The sequence below is a fragment of the Streptomyces sp. NPDC101110 genome, from assembly GCF_044759525.1.
Lineage (GTDB): Bacteria > Actinomycetota > Actinomycetes > Streptomycetales > Streptomycetaceae > Streptomyces.
This window is the reverse complement of record NZ_JBIVZM010000014.1, coordinates 187800-205617: the sequence shown is the minus strand read 5'-3', so window position 1 is coordinate 205617 and position 17818 is coordinate 187800. Positions and strand designations below refer to the sequence as shown.

Below are 17818 nucleotides of genomic sequence, written 5' to 3'. Positions count from 1 at the left end.
GGGTGCGGTCCACCGACACGCGTGCGCCCCATGCGCCCTCCGCCGCCCCTTCGCACCCCGCGGCATCGGGAACCGTAGGCCGGCGCACGTCTTCCTATGGGCATGGTCCTGATGCGGCGGACGCCGTTCGTCATCGTGCTCCGGGCGAACCTGCGGCGCCAGGCGGGCCCGTTGGTCGCGCTCCTGCTGGCCGGTGCGCTCGTGGCGGTGGCCTGGGACAAGCTGTACGCGCGGGGCAGATGGGGGGACACCGGCTGGGTCTGGATCGGTGAGATGTGCGGACTGGCGGCGCGTACCGTCGGAGTGGGATGTGCGGTGCTGCTCGCCGGGTGGCAGGGCGGGGCGGAGGCACGCGATGACGCAGGCTGGGGCGCGACGACATCGGCCCGCGGCGGAGTGACCTACCAGTTGATCGGGCTGGCCTCGGGAATCGTGTGGCCACTCACCGGCTATGTGGTGGCCATGACCGTCATGGTGACGTGGCCCTACCCGCGGGAGCCCGTGGGCCGGCCGCCGCTCGACATGATGGCGATCGACGCGATGATGCTCACGGCGTTCTCCTGCATGGCGTATCTGGTAGGGCGGACAGTGCCGCTGCAAGGAGTGTCGGTGCCCCTGGCCGCGGCCGCCGTGGCGCTGTCCGCCTCGCCCTGGAGCGAGCCGCTGTTGGGCCCCCTGACCGATCTGCGGTTCACGTATGGCGGGGACACGGTCCCGGGAGGCGTCGAGCTGGGAGCGCCGCCCCGACCGGCCGTCTGGCTGCCCTGGTGCAAAGCCGCTGTGCTCGCGGGAGTGGCGGCGATCGCCGTCCTGCTGTGCGCCCGTCGCTGGAAGACATCGGGTGCCCTGGCCGTCGTCCTGAGCGCGGCCCTCACCCTCCTGACCCCGTGGCCGCAGGGCCCGGCCTCCGGATCGGTGGTCAACTCCAGGGAACTGCGCTGCAGCGGGCACCATCCCGCGGTCTGTGTCTCGTCCGCCTACGAGTCACGACGACAACCTCTGGCACGCCTCGCCGAACGCCTGTCCCGGCGGTTGGAAGGAGCCGGCCCTACGCACTACCTCCTGACCGAGGACAGTGGGCACACATGCCAGGACAGAGACGGAGTCGAGAACGCATGGACGGTCGGCATCTCCGCTCACGAGACCATCAGCATGCAGAACCTCGCCGATTGTCTCACCGGGGCTTCCACGTCGGCTCAGGCCCGCGCGGTGTACGGGTGGCTCACACAGGAGACGAACTCCCACGATTCCACGGCCCTTTCGGGCACCGGTGGGCCGGCCCGCCTGCCCGCGCCGGAGCGTGCGCCATGGATCGGCCGGTACATAGCAGCAGTCGCACACGGCAGCCGCCCACCCCGCATTCCCGGCCCCGACGGAGAGAAGCCGTGATGATGCCCCTCCCCCAGCCACCGCCGTGGCTGCGAGCCGTGCCCGGACTGCGCTGGCCGTGGCTGCTCGCCGTCTCCGGGGTCTGCTCCGCGGCCGCCTGGCTCGCCGCGGCAGCCGGCGAGGAGGACTCCCTCCCCTTCCTGCTGCTGTTCGCACCGCTGCTGCCTCTCCTCTGGGTAGCGGTCAGCTACGGGGGCAGAGCCGATCCTTTCGCACCCGTGATCCGCAGCACCCCGGCCGGTGGGCTGCGCCTGCTGATGCTGCGCACGGGTGTCGTTCTCGGTGTGTGCTGCCCCCTGCTCCTGGTCGCTGCGCTGGCGGGTGTCGGAGTGTCGCCGTGGGCGGCAGCCTGGCTGGTGCCAAGCCTGGCGCTGACGCTCGTCACACTGGTCCTGGGCTCGTACATCGGGTGCACGCTCGGCGCGGTCTCGACCAGTGGTACGTGGCTGCTGGTGATCGCCGCCCTCGCCCGCCTGTCCATGCGCCAGGACGGCAAGGTCAGCTCCTACCATGCGGTCCTGCTCAACGTGCTCAAGAACCTGCTGGACGGCGGTTCCCAGTTCGTGTGGGGGGTCGCGTCCGGTGTGCTGGGTGCCCTGCTCGTTCTTCGCCGGCACTCCTTCAACGATCTGAGGTCCTGGTGATCAGCGCCACCCGGCTGACCGTTCGACACCGCCGCACCACCGCCGTGGACAGTCTCGATCTGGAGCTGGGACACGGTGTCCACGCCCTGCTCGGCCCCAACGGAGCCGGCAAGAGCTCCTTGCTGCGCGTCCTGGCGACGGCGGCGGCAGCGGCGGAAGGCGAGCTGAAGCTGCTCGGGCGCGATCCGCGGCGTCCCGCCGAACGCCTGGAGATCCGCCGCCGACTCGGCTACCTGCCGCAGACGTTCGGGATGTTCCGGGGCTTCACGGTACGGGAGTGCGTCAGCTACGCCGCCTGGCTGAAGGACATGCCGAACCGGGGTGCCCTCGACGCGGTGGAACGCGCCGTGGACCAGGTCGGCCTGTCCTCACGCATGGACACCAAGTACCGCGCCCTCTCCGGCGGAATGCGACGCCGGGTGGGGATCGCGCAAGCCCTGGTGAACGAGCCCCGGTTGCTGCTGCTCGACGAACCGACGACCGGCCTCGACCCGGCCGAGCGGGACCGGTTCCACGCCCTGCTGCGGCAGTTGAGCACCAGCACGACCGTGGTCCTGGCCACGCATCTCATGGAGGACGTACACGCCTGCTGCGACAGCGCACTCGTCCTCTCCTCGTCCCGCGCGGTGTTCCTCGGATCCACACAGGCACTCCAGGAGGCGGGCGGCTACAGCCGGGTCGTCACAGGCAACACGCCTGTCAACCGGGCTCGTTGAGAAACGGAGCCCGATACGTCGATTCAGTCGGTGTGCTGCCGGTCCCTCCGGATCCTTCCGGCGCTCTGGGTCGGCGGCACCTCCGGTGTGGCTGTACAGCGGTGGCCAGGAGCCCGAGGGAAGCAGTTGAACAGTGGTTGGTCGGCAATCCGGCCGCGGGCTACGCTGCGCTGGCTCCGCCCGGTTGATGCCGGTGACCACGAAGGCGGTCGGACGGCATGGGCTGTGTCCGTTGAGGATGTTTACTCCTTCAGCGCTGTGAAGCGCTGCTCATTCGGAACGGTTCCTGATAACCGCCCGTGTGTGCATGACTCGACTCTTGTCCCGGACTGTCAGGAAGGAAAGCGACCATGAAGCGATCGACTCGTGTGAAGGCGTTAGCGGCGCTCTCGGCGGCGACGGCGTGCCTCGCGGTGGCGCCGACGGCCTCTGCCGCGTCCGCCGGCACTGCCGCGCCCGCCTGCGTCACCGACAGCGCGACGAAGGCCTTCGGCCGTGGCGAGATCAGCATCTGCATCGAGAACGGCCGGGCGCACGTGACCGGATGGGTGGAGGACCTGAAGCCGGGCGGTTGGGTGGACGGGGAGTGTGTGGCCTGGTACATGACCTGGCAGACCGCCGCCGGAGACAAGTGGAGTTTCGCGCCCGTGGCCTGCGGTCATGCGGGCGGCGCCTACGAGACCTTCGATTACGACCCGTCGGACTGGTCCGGGGGCCCGCAGGGCATCACGGGCGTGAAGAACGTGTCGTTGGGCCTGTTCGACGCCTGACCACGGCTGACACACGTGGGTGGATCGGCGCCGATTCCTCTGCCCGAGGCTGAAGTTGCCCGTTCGGTCCGGTAAGAGGGCGGTGTCCTGGCCGGCAGGATGCCGACGCCTGCCCCACCAGTGTGCACGCAAGGCCGAGCACCCCCTCCCTGGGCTTCGTCGGCATCGCCGCAGCCCCTGCCGGCCTACCGCCGGTTCCCCACCCGAACGACGTCTTGGAGGACGACCGGCAGAGGCCGCGCATCCGCCCGGTGCTCTCCGGCGTCGATCCGCCATTCGGCCTGCCCCGTTCTCGGCTGTCCCTGCCGCGGGGTGGAGCCACGTTTTGATCCGCCCGTGAGATCCACGGCGAGCACATCGATGTGTATGGAGGACACCCGGATGCGTCGCGCCTCTCTCTTCCTCGCAGGTGCCATAGCGTCACTCCCCCTCGTCCTGGTTCCCGCCGCGTCCGCTTCGGCGGCTCCGGCGGACAAGCCCCAGGTGCTCAGCTCCTGGACGCAAACCAGTGCTTCCAGCTACAACGCATGGGCCGCCGCCCGCCAGAACCAGGGCGCATGGGCCTCGTACGGCTTCGACTGGTCGACGGACTACTGCACCACCTCGCCCGACAACCCGTTCGGCTTCCCCTTCCAGAACGCCTGCGCCCGCCACGACTTCGGCTATCGGAACTACGAGGCGGCGGGTACGTTCTCCGCCAACAAGGACCGTCTCGACTCGGCGTTCTACGAGGATCTCAAGCGCGTCTGCGGCGCGTACTCCGGCGCCGGCCGGACCGCCTGCAACAGCACGGCATGGACGTACTACCAAGCGGTCAGAGTCTTCGGCGTGCCGTCAGTCGACGGAGGCGCGGCGAAGGTTCCGGCCGGAGTGCAGCCCGCCCGCTCCTGACGGCGGCGACGGGCCCCGGCCCGGGGAGGTGCCTCCCCGGGCCGGGGCCTTGCTGTCAGTTACCGGTGCGCGGCAGCAGGGACACCATGGTGCTGCCGTTCCGGGCGATGAGCGCGTCCCCGTAGAGCAGGAGTTGGGGCGAGCCCCCGTATCCGGGCCTCGTCTGGCCGGTGTCGACGTGGCCGCGCCAGACCTGTGCCCCCGTGTACAGGTCGAGTCCGGACAGGTCTCCGGTCGGGTCGAGGAAGTACACGACTTGCTGCCGCGTCGACACCACCGGTGAGGCGAGGCCCTGCATCGTGTCCTCGCCGGGCATCTTGACGCCCACCGGTCGGGCCCACAAGGTCCTGCCCGTGGTCAGCGAGTGGGCCGAGGCCTCGCCCTGCCGGGAGACGGTGATCAAACGGTCACCGACGACATCGGAGCCGGCCAGGGTCCCCTTGATCCGGTAGGGGTGTGAGGCGTGCTCCCCCGAGCCGTTGACGGTGGTCAGCTGCAGGTTTCTCCGGCCGTCGTCCCGCGCTGCGATCAGGACCATCCGGTCCCTGGAGGTTCCGATGAGCTGCTGCATGCCGGGAAGGGTCGTGACCTTCGTGGCGCTTCCGGTGGCGGGATCGAGACGGAGGACATCGGTGCCGTCCGGCTTCTCGACGTCCTGCGCGCACAGGAGGTAGGGCACGCCGCTCAGCACGGCGCGCTGACACACGATGCCCTTGTCCCAGGTGTGGCGCCACTTCTCCTTGCCGGTCAGCGGGTCGAGGGCCGACATGGTGCGCACCGTAGGCGTGTTCGCCAGCACCGCGCCGTCGATGGGCATGGCGGCCTGGTCCGTGCGGTCGTCCTGCGGCATCTGCACCGTCCACAGCACCTTGCCCGTGCCGGCGTTCACCGCCATCAGGTCGGTGCCGCCGAAGTAGTCCCCGTCCGGCAGGTTCCGGGCCGTGTGATTGCGGTAGGCGTACACCACCCCGTCGCGCACGGCGAACGGGTGGTCGATGCCGTCACCTTCACGATTGACCTCGACGCCCCACAACCGCTTGCCCGTCTTGGCGTCGAACTTCGCGACGTCGTACTCGGACCCGCTGCAGTACAGCGCGGAACCGTCCACCAGGCATCCACGCTCGCCGGCGCCGGCATCGCTGCTCCGCCACGGTTTCCAGCCCTCCGGCGGGGTCGCCGGTGACGCCGCCGGGCGGACGGGGCGTTCATGGCGTGCCGATCCGCCGTCGCCGAAGCCGAACACCGCGCCCACACTGATCGCGGCAACCGCGACAGCCGTCCCCGAGGCCTGTGAAAAGCGCCGCCTGCTGCGGCGCCGCACCACCTTCTCCACCAGGTCCCCGGGCGCCCGCACCCGGTCCAGGGCGACCGCGTGCAGCGTGTCCCGGACCTTCTCCTCCACGCGTTCCGTCGTCATCGCTGAACCTCCTTGGGCGTGTAGCCGAGCGACTGGATCCGTTCCGCGGGCCGTTCGGGGCCGAGTTCCGGTACGAGCTGCCGTAGCTTGGCGAGTGACCGGTGGGCCGTGCTGCGGACCGTGCCGACCGGGCATCCCAGCAGTGCCGCGACCTCGGCCTCGGGCAGGTCCTCGAAGTAGCGCAGCACGACCACGGCCCGCTGCCTGTTCGACAGACGGCCGAGCGCCGCCCACAGAGCGATGCGCAGGTCGGAGTCCGGTCCGGCCGCGGTGTCCCCCGCGGCATCCGGCAGTACGGGCACCGTCGTCTCCGCGTGGTGTCTTCGCAACCGCCAGCGGTTCACCTGCTGGCGGTACATCACCTGCCGGACGTAGGCCTCGTGCTGCTCGATGCGCGACCAGCGCCCGTAGGCCTTCATCAGTGCGATCTGCAGCAGGTCCTCCGCGGCGTGCCGGTCCCCGCCGGTGAGCAGCACCGCGAGCCGCAGCAGCGCGGTGGAGCGCATCTCCACGAACTCCCGGAACTCGTCATGACTCGAGGCCTCCATCGACCCTCCCCTTCTCGAACCATCACGACGTGGTGGACCGCCCCCGGCTATCCCTCTTCGTCGAAAATGTGTGTTCGCATTGTGAGTTCGCATGGGCGCGGTGCCGCCGAGCACCGGCACCCGAACGGGGGACGCTCTGCGGTCGACCGCATCCGGCACCGCTCCGGTGGGCGAATTCTGCACCGTCCATACGCGTGCGCCCCCGACGGAAGGACTGCCATGCCCGCTCCGCACTGGCTCTTCGGTGATCAGCTGGGCCCGCATTTCCTGACCCCCGCCCGTGAACAAGGTCCCAGCCGCGGAGCACCCGTGGTGATGATCGAGGCGAAGTCGGTCTTCCGGCGCAGGCGCTTTCACCGCGCCAAGGCCCATCTGGTGCTGTCGGCGATGCGGCACCGCGCGGCGGAGCTGGGCGAGCGGGTGACGTACGTGCGGGCGGAGACCTATCGCGAGGGTCTGCGCCGCGCGGTGGGCGACGCACCGGTGACGGTGTGCCACCCCACGTCGTACGCGGCGCTGCGGCTGGTGCGTTCGATGCCTCAGGTGCGGGTGCTGCCCGCCCGCGGCTTCCTGGTCACGCACGAGGAGTTCGCCGGCTGGGCCGCAGGGCTCGGCGGGCGGCGGCTGCTCCAGGAGAGCTTTTACCACTGGGTGCGTGAGCGGCACGACCTGCTGATGGACGCCGGCCGCCCGGCCGGGGGCCGGTTCAACCACGACCACGCCAACCGTGAGCCTCCGCCGCGCGGCGCCCGCACCCTGGACGTGCCGGGGCCGTACCGGCCGAGGGAGGACGACATCGACGCCGGGGTGCGCGAGGACCTCGACCGGTGGGAGCGCGAGGACGGGGTGCGGTTCGTCGGCCGGGACGGCCCCCGCGGCTTCCCGGCCACCCGGCGCGAGGCCCTGTCGGCGCTGCGCCGTTTCGTGGCGCACCGGCTGTCCTCCTTCGGGCCGTACGAGGACGCGATGCTGGCCGGTGATCCGGTGATGGCGCACAGTCTGCTGTCGTCCTCGATGAACCTGGGGCTGCTGGACCCCGCCGAGTGTGTGGAGCATGCCGAGCGGGCATGGCGGGAGGGCGGTGTCCCGGTGAACAGCGCCGAGGGTTTCGTCCGGCAGGTCGCGGGGTGGCGGGAGTACGTCTGGCAGCTGTACTGGCATTTCGGTGAGGACTACCGGCACCGCAACGCGCTCGGGCACACACGGGAGCTGCCTGCCTACTTCAGCGAACTCGACGCGGACGCGGTCACCGCGCGCTGCCTGGCCGGCGCGCTGGCCCAGGTGCGTGACACCGGATGGACGCACCACATCCCCCGCCTGATGGTGCTGGGCAGTCACGCCCTGCAGCGCGGCTGGGACCCGGCGGCCGTCACCGACTGGTTCCACCGCTGTTTCGTCGACGGGTACGACTGGGTGATGGTGCCGAACGTGATCGGCATGTCCCAGTACGCGGACGGCGGCCGGATGACCACCAAGCCGTACACCTCCGGGGGCGCCTACATCCACCGCATGAGCGACCTGTGCGGGGGCTGTTCCCACCGGCCGGCCGACCGCACCGGTCCGCACGCCTGCCCGTTCACCTCCGGCTACTGGGCCTTTCTCCACCGGCACCGTGACAGGCTGTCCGGCAACCCTCGCATGCGGCGCCCGGTGCAGGGTCTGGACCGGCTCGGCGACCTGGGCGACGTGCTGCGCGAGGAGCGGCGCCGAGCGGACGAGGCGCCGTGACCGTCGGCGTCGTGTCGCAGCCCGGTGCCCCTGGGACGACGTGCCGGTCGCCTCGCGGGACGCCGGGCGCTCCCGTATGGTCTCGATGCCGACACGGCAGGACACACTGACGGCCCTTCACGACCGCGCGGACCCAGTGACCGAGGAGCTCGCATGTCAGGACAGTTCGAGGCGACCACCGAGATCGACCGGCCCGTCGAGACGGTGTTCGACTACCTCGCCGACGGGCGCAACGATCCGCAGTTCAGTCCCCGCGTGCAGAGGATCGACCGGGTTCCCGAGACGCCGACCGCCGTGGGGACGGTGTTCCGCAGCACGGTCAAGGACGCCGGGGTGAAGACGGCGCGGGAGTTCCGGATCACCGAACTCGAGGCCCCGACGCGGATCCGGTGGACCGAGGTGTCGAAGAACAGCGTGTCGGTGGCTGAAGGCGGCTACGACCTGGAAGCGCTGGCCGACGGCAGGACGCGGGTCCGCCTCCACAACGTCCTGGAGGGTCACGGGCTCGGCAGGCTGCTCGTCGGCCTGGCCCTCACGGCCGCCCGCAAGGATGCTCCCGCCTTCGGGGCCAGGATCAAGGCAGCGGCCGAGGCGGCGATCCCGCCGCGTTGACCTTCCGGAGCCACGGTGCCCGTGTCACGGCCGCCGGGCGGGGCAGCTGGTGCCTCGTGGTGGGACGGTCAGGTCGGTGAGGTAGCCGTCCACGGCGTCCTGCATGCACGGGCCGCTGGTGACGCTGCCGTGGCCGTGCCCCTCATAGGTGAGGAGCACGCCGCTGCGGCCGAGCTGCCGCGCCACCGAGACGGCCCACGGATGGCCGGTGGCGGGGTCGTGCAGCGCGTTGGACACCAGAATCGGTGGGGCTCCGTGTGCGTCCAGGCGGTGCTGCGGGTTGGCGGTCGGCGCGCCCAGACACGCCGCCACCATGTGCACCGGCAGCAGATAGGGCAGGTCGGGTGCGGTCTTGTGCATCATGGCGACGAGCGATGCGTACGTCTTGAAGTCGCGCACCGGCAGGTGCCAGTCCGAGCAGAAGACCGGGGTGGCCGGAGGCAGTGGCGCCGGCGAGGTGGGCGTGGCGGGCACGGGCTCGCTCGCGTGCATCGTGGCGATCACCGTGGCGAGGCCCGCGTAGTCGGCCTCGTAGAACTTCCGGAAGGCGATCTTGTTGACCAGATCCGGCGACGACAGCGCTCTGCCCGGGCTCGCCGGGTCCTCCAACTCGCCTTGCCGGGCTCGGTCCAGCAGTCCCCGCCAGACGGTGCGTACGTCGCGGCCGTGCAGTGCGCAGTCAGCGGTGCGGTCGCACCACTGCACGAACTCCTGGAAGGAGTCCTCAGCCGAAGCCGCCTCGGCCCGCAGGAAGTCATGGGTGGCCGCGACACTGTGGTCCATGACGCTCTCCAGAACCATCGCGCGCACGCGACGCGGATGGGTCTCTGCGTACTGCGCCCCGAGCAGCGTGCCGTAGGAGCTGCCGTGGAAGGTCAGTTTCCGTTCGCCGAGGGCGGCGCGGAGGGCGTCCACGTCCTGGACCGTCTGAGCGGTGTCGAGGTGGTCGAACACCGGGCCGGTGCGGGCTCGGCAGTCGGCACGGAGCTGCTTGTTGTAGGCCATGGTGGCGTCGAAGTCCGCCTGGCTCTTGAGCTGCGGCGACGGCCGCTCGGCCAGCAGCTCGGCGGAGCAGGTCACCGGGTTGCTGCCGCCCACGCCGCGCGGGTCGAAGCTGACGATGTCGAACCTGCGGCGGACCTCGGGGCTGAACCGGCTGACACGGTCCACCACCATCGTCACACCCGAGTCGCCCGGCCCGCCCGGGCCGAACACCATCCAGCCGACGCGTGCGCCGGGGTCGGTGGCCTTGCGGCGCGCCACGGCCAGTTCGAGTCTCGGCCCGCGCGGGTCGGCCCAGTCGACCGGCACCGAAAAGGTGGAGCATTCGGCTCCGGGCTGCGTCGAACCCGCACACGGCCCCCACCGCAGGGAGCCCGTGGCGGGCGGCGGCGCATGGACCGCGGGAGCGGCGGCGAGGCCCGTGACGACCGCCATGGCCGCTCCCACGACCGTGGCTGTGCGGCGCAACGCTGTGCGGCGCAACGCTTTTGTGCCCCTTGACGGCATGGCTCCTCCTCGTGGAGCTCGTGGAGAGAGTGCTCGTGTCGTACGTGCGGACCCGGCCGGGGCACCGTCGTTCACGGTAGATGCCCCGTCGCCCGTGCGGAGGCCCGGTCAGGGTCTTCTCCGGGGCAGGTCCGGGACGGCTCAGGGGCGGGGCGAGCGGCGCGCGGGGTCACACTCGCGCCGGCTGCGCCGCATCGGCGGATTCGGCCGCGTGCCCGGACCGGGTGGGGTCCGCCGTGAAGGACGTCTCCTCCTGAGTGTCCGGAGGATGCGTTCGCCGGGCCTGAGTCACGCTCCCGGGCCCGGACCGGCGATCCCCGTGGGGGCCGGATCGACGTCGCTGGTCAAGGGTGCGTCGTCGCGACCTTCAGCCCGAACCCGATCAGGACGACGCCCGTGACGCGGTCCATGGCCCGGCGCACGGCGGGCTTCTGGAAGAAGACGCGCGCCTTGGCCAGCAGCATCACGTAGCCGCCGAGCCATACGGCGGTCAACGCCGCGTGGATGAGGACCAGCAGTGCCATGCCGGTGTGCGGGGAGAGCCCCGTCGGGGTCAGCGTGGGGAGCAGACCGGTGTAGAAGACAGCGATCTTGGGGTTGAGGACGTTGGTGACGAGGCCGGTCCGCCAGGGGTTGCCCGCGGGGGCGTCGGGGAGGACGTCATGGGCCCGCGCCCGGGGGCGTCGGCTGTTCTGCAGCGCCTGGACGCCGAGGAGGACCAGATAGGCGGCCCCCGCGAGTTTGATCACCGTGTAGCCGGTGGCTGAGGCGGCCAGTACCGCGGCGAGGCCGACGACCGTGAGAAGGCCCCAGATCAGCAGCCCCGCGGTGATGCCTCCGGCCGTCCGCAGCCCGTCCTGCCAGCCGGAAGCGACCGCCCGCTTCGTCACGACGGCCATGTCCGGCCCGGGCACCATGGTCAGCACGGCGAGCACGCCGGCCGCCGTGAGGAATTGAATGAGCATGCCTTGAGTCTCACATTCCGTCGCCTGCGGCCGGATCCCCTCCGTGGAAGTGGTGTCCCCGGGGAGTGCGAGCGCCTGAGTACGCGTACTCAGACCGTCCGAGCTGTCCGCCCCTCCTCCCACAGGCTGCTCGTAGCCACACTGGACCGCCCTGGTCTCCCTACGAAGAGGTTGCGATGGCCCGCGCGCTCAGCCTGCGTTCCGCCACTGCCGGCGACATGTCCTGGATTCATGAACTGCGGCACCGCGTCTACGCGGAGGAGTTGGGCCAGCACGCGCCCAATGCGGAAGGCCGGCTGGTCGACGGTCTGGACGGCGACAACACCTACCTGGTCGCGGCGCGGGGTGCGGAGCCCCGCGGGTTCGTGAGCGTCACGCCCCCGTGGGTCGGCCGCTACGGGCTGGACAAGTATCTGACCCGCGCGGAGCTGCCGCTCCTCGACGAGGCCGGCGTCTTCGAGGTCCGCCTGCTCACCGTCGAACCCGGCGCCCGGAACGGAGCCGCGGGCGCGCTCCTGATGTACGCGGCGCTGCGCTGGATCGCGTCCCGGGGCGGGCGGCGGGTGGTGGCGATGGGCCGCGCCGATCTGATCGGCATGTACCGGGCGGCCGGTCTGCGTCCCGTCGGCCGTACCGTCCGCAGCGGGGCGGTCGATTTCGAGGTGCTCACCGGGGACGTGGCGGAGCTGTCGCGGAACGCGGCGGGGCGGCACGCGACGACCGTGGCCCGGCTGGCGGCCGGGGTGGACTGGCGGCTGGACGTGCCGTTCGCGGCCCGGCCGGACGGCTGCGAGCACGGTGGGGCCTCGTTCACCGCGATCGGCACGGACTTCCGCACGCTGGCGCGGCGTCACGAAGTGGTCGCGGCCGATGTGCTCGACGCCTGGTTCCCACCGGCCCCCGGGGCACGCGCGGTGCTCGCCGAGGACGCAGGGTGGGTCGCCCGCACCTCACCGCCGACCGGCGCGGAGGGTTTGCTGGCGGAGCTCGCGGCGGTCCGCGGCCTGCCCCCGGAGACGCTGGCGGTCGGCGCCGGCTCCTCCGACCTGATCTTCCGGGCCTTCGGCCGGTGGCTGACTCCGGCGAGCCGGGTCCTGCTGCTGGACCCGGGGTACGGCGAGTACGCCCACGTCACGGAAGGGGTGATCGGCTGCCGTGTGGACCGGTTCCGGCTGCGGCGCGAGGAGGACTGGCGCATCGACCCGGCCCGATTGTCGGCGGTGGTGGCCGGTGGGTCGTACGACCTGGTGGTCGTGGTCAACCCGAACAATCCGACCGGCCGTCACGCACCGGCCGCGGAGCTGCGCGCGGTCATCAGCGCGGCACCGGCCCGGACCCGATGGTGGATCGACGAGGCGTACCTCGGCTACGTCGATTCCGCCGAGTCGCTCGCGCCGTTCGCCGCGGGGGACCCGCGCGTGGTGGTCTGCACCTCGATGTCGAAGACGTATGCCCTGTCCGGCGTGCGGGCCGCGTACCTGGTCGCCGAGGCGGAGACGGCTGCGGAGCTGCGCCGGTGGACCCCGCCCTGGGCGGTCGGGCTGCCCGCTCAACTCGCGGCCGTGGCGGCCTTGCGCGACCCGGCGTACTACACCGGCGTGCTGCGGCGTACGCACGAGCTCCGGCGTGGGCTCGGCGCCGGCCTGGCCGCTGTGGACGTCTCGGTCGCGGTCGAGGAGTCGGTGGCCAACTTCCTGACGCTGACCCTGCCGCGGGGCGGGCCCAGCGCCGCGTCCCTGGTCGCGGAGTGCCGGCGTCACGGTGTGTTCCTGCGGGACCTGTCGCCGTTGTCGTCGTCGTACGAGGGCCGCACCGTGCGCGTGGCCGTCCGTGACGCCGTCGAGAACTCCCGCATCGTGCACGCCTACCGGGCCGCCCTCGGTGAACTGCGGACGGCTTCCTCTGCTTTGTCGGATGCCGGGGCGGCACGGTGACCTCGGTGGCCGCGCTGGCGCCGTGGCTGGGCGGTGCGTTGCTGGCGAGTGGTGTGCTGGTGGGGGCTTCGCGGCGACGGGAGCTGGTCGTCCGGTGGTGTGCGTGGGCGGTGGGTGTGCCGGTGGTGACGGTCGCGTTCTGGTGGGGGCGGCCCGGGATCGCCCTGCTCGCCGCGGCTGTCGCGGTGGTGGCGGTGTGGGAGTTCGGCGCCCTGACCCGGCTGCCCCGGGGCGACCGGGCGGTGCTCGCCGCAGCTGTGACGGGGTTGATCGTCGCCGCCGTGGCGATGCCGGACCAGCTCTGGCGGGTGGGTGCTGTCGGGGCCTTCGCGCTGGTCGCCGTCCCGCTGCTGGGCGGCGATGCCGAGGACGGCTTGCGGCGGCTCGGCACCTGTCTGCTCGGCTTGGTGTGGCTGGGTGTGCTGGCCGGGCTGGCGCAGCTGGGGACGCTCGGCCTGGCGCTGTTCGCAGCGGTGTCGATCGCTGACGTGGTGGCGTACTTCGCCGGACCTCGCCTGGGCGGGCCCCGGCTGTCGCCGCTGTCCCCGGCCAAGCGGTGGAGCGGAGCGCTGTGCGGCGCGGCGGCGGGTCTGGCCGTCCTCGCGCTGCTGTCGGCGTGGAGCTGGCCTGCGGCGGCCGCGGTGGCCGTCGGCGGGCCGGTGGGCGACTTGGTGGAGTCGCTGGTCAAACGCGGCGCCGGGGCCAAGGACTCGGGCCGGTGGCTCGCGGGGGCCGGGGGGCTGCTGGACCGGATCGACTCACTCGTGGGGGCGTTGGCGGTGGTCGTGGTTCTGGGGTGAGCGGCCGGCGCGTGCGGACTGGGCCGTGCGTCCGCCGCGGACCGGATCCGGGCTGCTGCCCTGTGGTTTCCCGGATTCACGCCGCTTCGGCGTTGTCCAGCCGAAGTGCCGCGCGCAGCCAGTCGTCCGCGGAGCCCGGGGTCGGCCGGGGGCGGCTGCCCGGCGGGGTCAGGACGAGGGCGGCGAGTTCCCAGTACTGGTCCAGGCGCGCTTCGGCCGCGAGACGGGCGGCCAGCGAGCGGCGGAACTCGTGGGTGTCGCGGCTGCGGTACGCGCTCGCATACGCCGCGACGTAGGCGTCCAGGGCCTCGCCCGGTTGCGGGGCGCGTGCCCGGCGCACGTGGGGGGCTGCGAGTTCGAAGGCTTCGGTGAGGCCCGCGTACAGCAGGACGGCGCCGTCGGCGCCCGCCGCGCGGTGCACGTCCGGTTGGGGTTGCCGGCCGGCCGGGCAGGGGGCCGTCGTCATCGCGTGCAGCCGGGCGAAGGCCAGTACTTGGGAGGGGTGCGGTTCGTCCGGCGGCTGGGGGACGGCCGCTTCCAGGAATGCCGCGACCGCCCGGCGTGGCATGCGTGGTGGCAGCCAGGCGCGCCAGAACCTGGCCAGTGGTGCGGTGCTCGGCGGGGTGTTCAGCGCGCCGAGCAGCCTCAGCCGGCCGGCGCGCTGACCCGGCGGGCACTCGCGCACCAGGTGGAGGGCCGCCTCGCGCCAGCGCAGGGCCTTCAGCTCGCTGCCGAGTTCGCTCAGACGGCTGTCGAGGGCGCTCTCCAGTGCACGGCCGGCTGCCTCTTCGTCCTCCAGGACGCGGCGTATCTCGGGCAGGGGCAGGTCGAGGGTGCGCAGGGAGCGGATCAGCTGCAGGCGTTCCAGGGCCGGTGGGCCGTAGCGGCGGTGACCGCCGCTGCTGCGGGCGGCTTCAGGGAGCAGGCCCTGGTCGGAGTAGAAGCGGACGGTCTTCACGGTGGCACCGGCGCGCTCGGCGAGCTCCCCGATGCTCCACAACAGCTCGTGCGTAGCGGACAGTTGAACCTCCCTTTAGGGGAGTTCCTACGGTACCGGTGCGCGGGCCGGGCAGACGCCGTGGTCCGCGGACGATGACGTACGCGACCGGCGCGGCGTCACAATCCCGGTCCAGGGAGGACTTTGTGCACGTGTTCATCATGGTGGCGGGTGCGTTCACCGGGACCCATGTCTGGCAGGAGACCGCCGCTCGGCTGGTCGCGGCGGGAGGCACCGCACACGCGGTGCCGTTGACGGGCATGGACCCGGACCGGCCCGCGACCGCGTCGCCCGTCGCTCTGGAGACGCACATCGAGGACGTGCTCGCGACGATCGACGCGGTGGACGCTGCCGGGCGGCGGATCGTGCTCGTCGGTCACGACTACGGGATCCACCCGGCGCTCGGCGCCGCCGACCGGCGTGCGGAGCGCATCGCGCGGGTCGTCCACCTGGACAGCGGGATGCCGCAGAACGGTGTTCCCGCGCTGGCCGCCGTACCGGACCAAGTGCTGCGCGCACAGCTCGCCGAACGCGCCGAGGCAGGCGAGCGTGAGGGTGTACTGGCGCCACCGGCCCGCCGTGAGGAATGGGAACGCTGGGGCAGTACCGACGGCGTCGGCGAGGCGGACCTGGAGCGGCTGACCGCGCTGGCGGTCCCACAACCGCTGGGCACCCTGACGCAGCCCTTGCGGCTGACCGGAGCGGTGGCGGCGGTTCCCGTCACCGGCGTGCTGTGCGCGCGCAACGGTGTCGGCATCGACATGGTGCAGAGGCTCGTCGACTTCGGCGACCCCGCACTGGCCGCCCTGACGCAACCTCAGGTCACCTTCTTCGAGTTGCCCACCGGGCACTGGCCGATGCTGTCCTGTCCTGCCGCCCTGGCGGACGTGCTGCTGCAGGCCGCCGCCGGTGAGGGGCACCGCCTGCGGCCGGCCGGCGGTGGGACGTCGGCGCCCGCCCACCTGCGCCCGTTCCCCGTGGACGTCCCCGAGCTGCCTCGCGACCGTCAGGGTCCGGTCGATCTGTACGTCCCTGAGGGCGAGGGCCCACGCCCCGCTGTGGTGTTCGTGCACGGCGGGCCGGTGCCGGCCGGGGCGCAGCCTCGCCCGCGTGAGTGGCCGACCCTGGTGGGATACGCCCGGTGGGCCGCCGCCCAGGGCGTGGTCGGCGCGAGCCTTGAGCACCGGCTCCATGACGTCGCGGACTACGACCGAGCCGCCGCGGACATCGCCGACGGGGTGGAAAGGGTGCGGTCCGACCCGCGGGTGGACGCCGACCGGGTCGCCCTGTGGTTCTTCTCCGGCAGCGGGCCCCTCACCACGGACTGGCTGGCACAGCCGCCCGCCTGGCTGCGCTGTCTGGCCGCCTCCTATCCCGTCCTGGCTCCCCTTCCCGCGTGGGGCCTGGCGGGCAGCCGCTTCCACCCTGCCAGGGCGGTCCGGCAGGCGGGGTCACTGCCCGTCGTCCTCCTTCGTGCCGGGCGGGAGTCAGCCGAGATCGCCGCGACCGTCGACGCGTTCGTGACCGCGGCCGACGACTCTGCAGCGCGACTCGAACTGGTCGATGTCCCCACCGGCCGCCACGGGTTCGAGGCGATCGACCCCCCGGAGGAGACACTCCCGGCCATGCGCCGGGCGATGCGCTCCGTGGTCACCCATCTGACCAGGTGACTCCCCCGGCCACAGCGACGGGCTCAGCGCGCTGACGGACGGCGATCGCTTGGCTTGCTGCGGTCTTCCCCCCGCAACCGTGGTGGCGCTGGCACCACCTCACGCAGGGGGTGGACACCATTCTGCCGTCGATGAATGACTTCGATACTGAGCCCATGACCAATTCACTGGCGCTTCCGGCAGGCCCGCCCACGCGCGGAGAACGGCACAGGAAGAACAAGGGGAGCGATTTCGCTGAATTGTCGCGGCGCATAGCCGAGGCCGGGCTTCTCCGGCGCCGCCCTGTGTATTACACGGTCCGTTTCGGACTGGTCGCCCTCGCGCTCGCCGGGTGCGTCGGCGCGTTCATCGCGCTGGGGGACAGCTGGGGCCAGCTGTTCGTCGCCGTCGCCCTGGCCGTGGTCTTCGGACAGCTCGGCCTGGCCGCCCACGACCTCGCTCACCGGCAGGTCTTCTCCGGTCGGCGGCCCAGTGAGGCGGGGGGCCTGCTGGTCGCCGACCTGTTGCTGGGCATGAGCTACGGGTGGTGGATGAACAAGCACACCCGGCATCACGCGAACCCCAACCACGAGGGAAAGGACCCGGACGTCTCACCGGACATTCTGGTCTGGTCGCGTCGGCAGGCCTGCACCGCCCGGGGTTTGCCGCGTTTGATCGGAAAACACCAAGCCGTCCTCTTCTTCCCGCTGCTGACCCTGGAAGGGCTGAACCTGAGTTTCAGCAGCTTCCGGGCCCTGAGAAGTCCGTCGATGAAAAGGCCGGTGCTGGAAGGCACGCTGTTGGTGGCGCATTTCGTGGTCTACTTCGGCGGACTGTTCACCGTCCTCTCCCCCGCCAAGGCGCTCCTCTTCCTCGCTGTCCACCAGGGCCTGTTCGGGATCTACCTCGGTTCGGTGTTCGCGCCCAACCACAAAGGGATGCCGATGGTCGAAGAGGGGACCTCGCTGGACTTCCTGCGCCGCCAGGTCCTCACCTCACGCAACGTTCGGGGCGGCGCACTGATCGACGCCTTCATGGGCGGACTCAACTACCAGATCGAGCATCACCTCTTCCCCAGCATGCCGACTCCCGCACTCGCCAGGGCCCAGGTCATCACCGAGCGGTACTGCGCGGAGTTGGGCGTCCCTTACCACCGGACCGGACTGATCGCCTCACACCGGGAGGCGCTGCGCCACCTCAGGAGCGTCGGCGAGCCGCTGCGCGCTCCGGCCGTGGGCTGACCCGGCTT

The 17818-nt window shown here is 71.7% G+C and carries 16 protein-coding genes; 11 read left to right on the top strand and 5 right to left on the bottom strand.

Annotation, left to right across the window (positions count from 1 at the left end; genetic code table 11):
• Positions 1-102: 102 nt before the first annotated feature.
• The 5 genes from ACIQU3_RS29495 to ACIQU3_RS29475 all read left to right on the top strand — a co-directional run bounded on the left by ACIQU3_RS29495 (position 103) and on the right by ACIQU3_RS29475 (position 4410).
• Entirely contained in the window at positions 103-1389 is a 1287-nt protein-coding gene (locus ACIQU3_RS29495; RefSeq protein ID WP_403928558.1) for a hypothetical protein, read from the top strand.
• Positions 1386-2033 (top strand): hypothetical protein, encoded by a 648-nt coding sequence (locus ACIQU3_RS29490; RefSeq protein WP_403928555.1) that lies wholly within the window; start codon positions 1386-1388, stop codon positions 2031-2033. The genes ACIQU3_RS29495 and ACIQU3_RS29490 overlap by 4 nt, the downstream gene beginning before the upstream one ends.
• Positions 2030-2749 (top strand): ATP-binding cassette domain-containing protein, encoded by a 720-nt coding sequence (locus tag ACIQU3_RS29485; RefSeq protein ID WP_403928552.1) that lies wholly within the window; start codon positions 2030-2032, stop codon positions 2747-2749. The genes ACIQU3_RS29490 and ACIQU3_RS29485 overlap by 4 nt, the downstream gene beginning before the upstream one ends.
• A 350-nt stretch (positions 2750-3099) precedes the next feature.
• A complete protein-coding gene (locus ACIQU3_RS29480; RefSeq protein ID WP_403737518.1) occupies positions 3100-3519 on the top strand; it encodes a hypothetical protein in 420 nt (139 codons plus the stop codon).
• Positions 3520-3900: 381 nt separating this feature from the next.
• Positions 3901-4410: a phospholipase gene (locus tag ACIQU3_RS29475; protein ID WP_403737515.1), complete on the top strand. Its 510-nt coding sequence runs from the start codon at positions 3901-3903 to the stop codon at positions 4408-4410.
• Positions 4411-4465: 55 nt separating this feature from the next.
• Here ACIQU3_RS29475 and ACIQU3_RS29470 read toward each other — a convergent pair whose 3' ends face one another.
• A complete protein-coding gene (locus ACIQU3_RS29470) occupies positions 4466-5827 on the bottom strand; it encodes a PQQ-binding-like beta-propeller repeat protein (protein ID WP_403737512.1) in 1362 nt (453 codons plus the stop codon).
• A complete protein-coding gene (locus ACIQU3_RS29465) occupies positions 5824-6375 on the bottom strand; it encodes a SigE family RNA polymerase sigma factor (protein ID WP_403737910.1) in 552 nt (183 codons plus the stop codon). The genes ACIQU3_RS29470 and ACIQU3_RS29465 overlap by 4 nt, the downstream gene beginning before the upstream one ends.
• 219 nt (positions 6376-6594) lie before the next feature.
• Between ACIQU3_RS29465 and ACIQU3_RS29460 the strand changes: the two genes are divergently transcribed.
• Positions 6595-8103 (top strand): cryptochrome/photolyase family protein, encoded by a 1509-nt coding sequence (locus tag ACIQU3_RS29460; RefSeq protein ID WP_403737508.1) that lies wholly within the window; start codon positions 6595-6597, stop codon positions 8101-8103.
• Between the two features lie 153 nt (positions 8104-8256).
• Positions 8257-8715, top strand: coding sequence for an SRPBCC family protein (locus tag ACIQU3_RS29455; protein WP_403737505.1), 459 nt, complete (start codon positions 8257-8259; stop codon positions 8713-8715).
• 24 nt (positions 8716-8739) lie between these two features.
• Here the strand turns inward: ACIQU3_RS29455 and ACIQU3_RS29450 are convergent, their stop codons facing one another.
• Positions 8740-10224, bottom strand: coding sequence for an alpha/beta hydrolase (locus tag ACIQU3_RS29450; RefSeq protein WP_403928549.1), 1485 nt, complete (start codon positions 10222-10224; stop codon positions 8740-8742).
• A gap of 344 nt (positions 10225-10568) precedes the next feature.
• The gene (locus ACIQU3_RS29445) at positions 10569-11189 is read right to left on the bottom strand and encodes a LysE family translocator (protein WP_403737499.1); all 621 of its coding nucleotides are present in this window, start codon (positions 11187-11189) and stop codon (positions 10569-10571) included.
• A gap of 176 nt (positions 11190-11365) precedes the next feature.
• Between ACIQU3_RS29445 and ACIQU3_RS29440 the strand changes: the two genes are divergently transcribed.
• The gene (locus ACIQU3_RS29440) at positions 11366-13123 is read left to right on the top strand and encodes an aminotransferase class I/II-fold pyridoxal phosphate-dependent enzyme (protein ID WP_403928546.1); all 1758 of its coding nucleotides are present in this window, start codon (positions 11366-11368) and stop codon (positions 13121-13123) included.
• Entirely contained in the window at positions 13120-13923 is an 804-nt protein-coding gene (locus tag ACIQU3_RS29435; RefSeq protein ID WP_403737488.1) for a phosphatidate cytidylyltransferase, read from the top strand. Before ACIQU3_RS29440 ends, ACIQU3_RS29435 begins: the two co-directional genes overlap by 4 nt.
• A gap of 76 nt (positions 13924-13999) precedes the next feature.
• Here the strand turns inward: ACIQU3_RS29435 and ACIQU3_RS29430 are convergent, their stop codons facing one another.
• Positions 14000-14923 (bottom strand): MerR family transcriptional regulator, encoded by a 924-nt coding sequence (locus tag ACIQU3_RS29430; RefSeq protein WP_403737485.1) that lies wholly within the window; start codon positions 14921-14923, stop codon positions 14000-14002.
• A 143-nt stretch (positions 14924-15066) separates the two neighbouring features.
• Here ACIQU3_RS29430 and ACIQU3_RS29425 point away from each other — a divergent pair, with 143 nt between their 5' ends.
• Positions 15067-16590, top strand: a complete 1524-nt coding sequence (locus ACIQU3_RS29425; protein ID WP_403928543.1) for an alpha/beta fold hydrolase — start codon at positions 15067-15069, stop codon at positions 16588-16590.
• Between the two features lie 155 nt (positions 16591-16745).
• Positions 16746-17810, top strand: a complete 1065-nt coding sequence (locus tag ACIQU3_RS29420) for a fatty acid desaturase family protein (protein ID WP_403737480.1) — start codon at positions 16746-16748, stop codon at positions 17808-17810.
• Positions 17811-17818 lie beyond the last annotated feature (8 nt).

Coding starts and splice junctions, on each gene's coding strand:
- ACIQU3_RS29495 (WP_403928558.1), top strand. CDS start 103: ATGGTCCTGATGCGGCGGACGCCGTTCGTCATCGTGCTCCGGGCGAAC.
- ACIQU3_RS29480 (WP_403737518.1), top strand. CDS start 3,100: ATGAAGCGATCGACTCGTGTGAAGGCGTTAGCGGCGCTCTCGGCGGCG.
- ACIQU3_RS29475 (WP_403737515.1), top strand. CDS start 3,901: ATGCGTCGCGCCTCTCTCTTCCTCGCAGGTGCCATAGCGTCACTCCCC.
- ACIQU3_RS29470 (WP_403737512.1), bottom strand. CDS start 5,827: ATGACGACGGAACGCGTGGAGGAGAAGGTCCGGGACACGCTGCACGCG.
- ACIQU3_RS29465 (WP_403737910.1), bottom strand. CDS start 6,375: ATGGAGGCCTCGAGTCATGACGAGTTCCGGGAGTTCGTGGAGATGCGC.
- ACIQU3_RS29460 (WP_403737508.1), top strand. CDS start 6,595: ATGCCCGCTCCGCACTGGCTCTTCGGTGATCAGCTGGGCCCGCATTTC.
- ACIQU3_RS29455 (WP_403737505.1), top strand. CDS start 8,257: ATGTCAGGACAGTTCGAGGCGACCACCGAGATCGACCGGCCCGTCGAG.
- ACIQU3_RS29450 (WP_403928549.1), bottom strand. CDS start 10,224: ATGCCGTCAAGGGGCACAAAAGCGTTGCGCCGCACAGCGTTGCGCCGC.
- ACIQU3_RS29445 (WP_403737499.1), bottom strand. CDS start 11,189: ATGCTCATTCAATTCCTCACGGCGGCCGGCGTGCTCGCCGTGCTGACC.
- ACIQU3_RS29440 (WP_403928546.1), top strand. CDS start 11,366: ATGGCCCGCGCGCTCAGCCTGCGTTCCGCCACTGCCGGCGACATGTCC.
- ACIQU3_RS29420 (WP_403737480.1), top strand. CDS start 16,746: ATGACCAATTCACTGGCGCTTCCGGCAGGCCCGCCCACGCGCGGAGAA.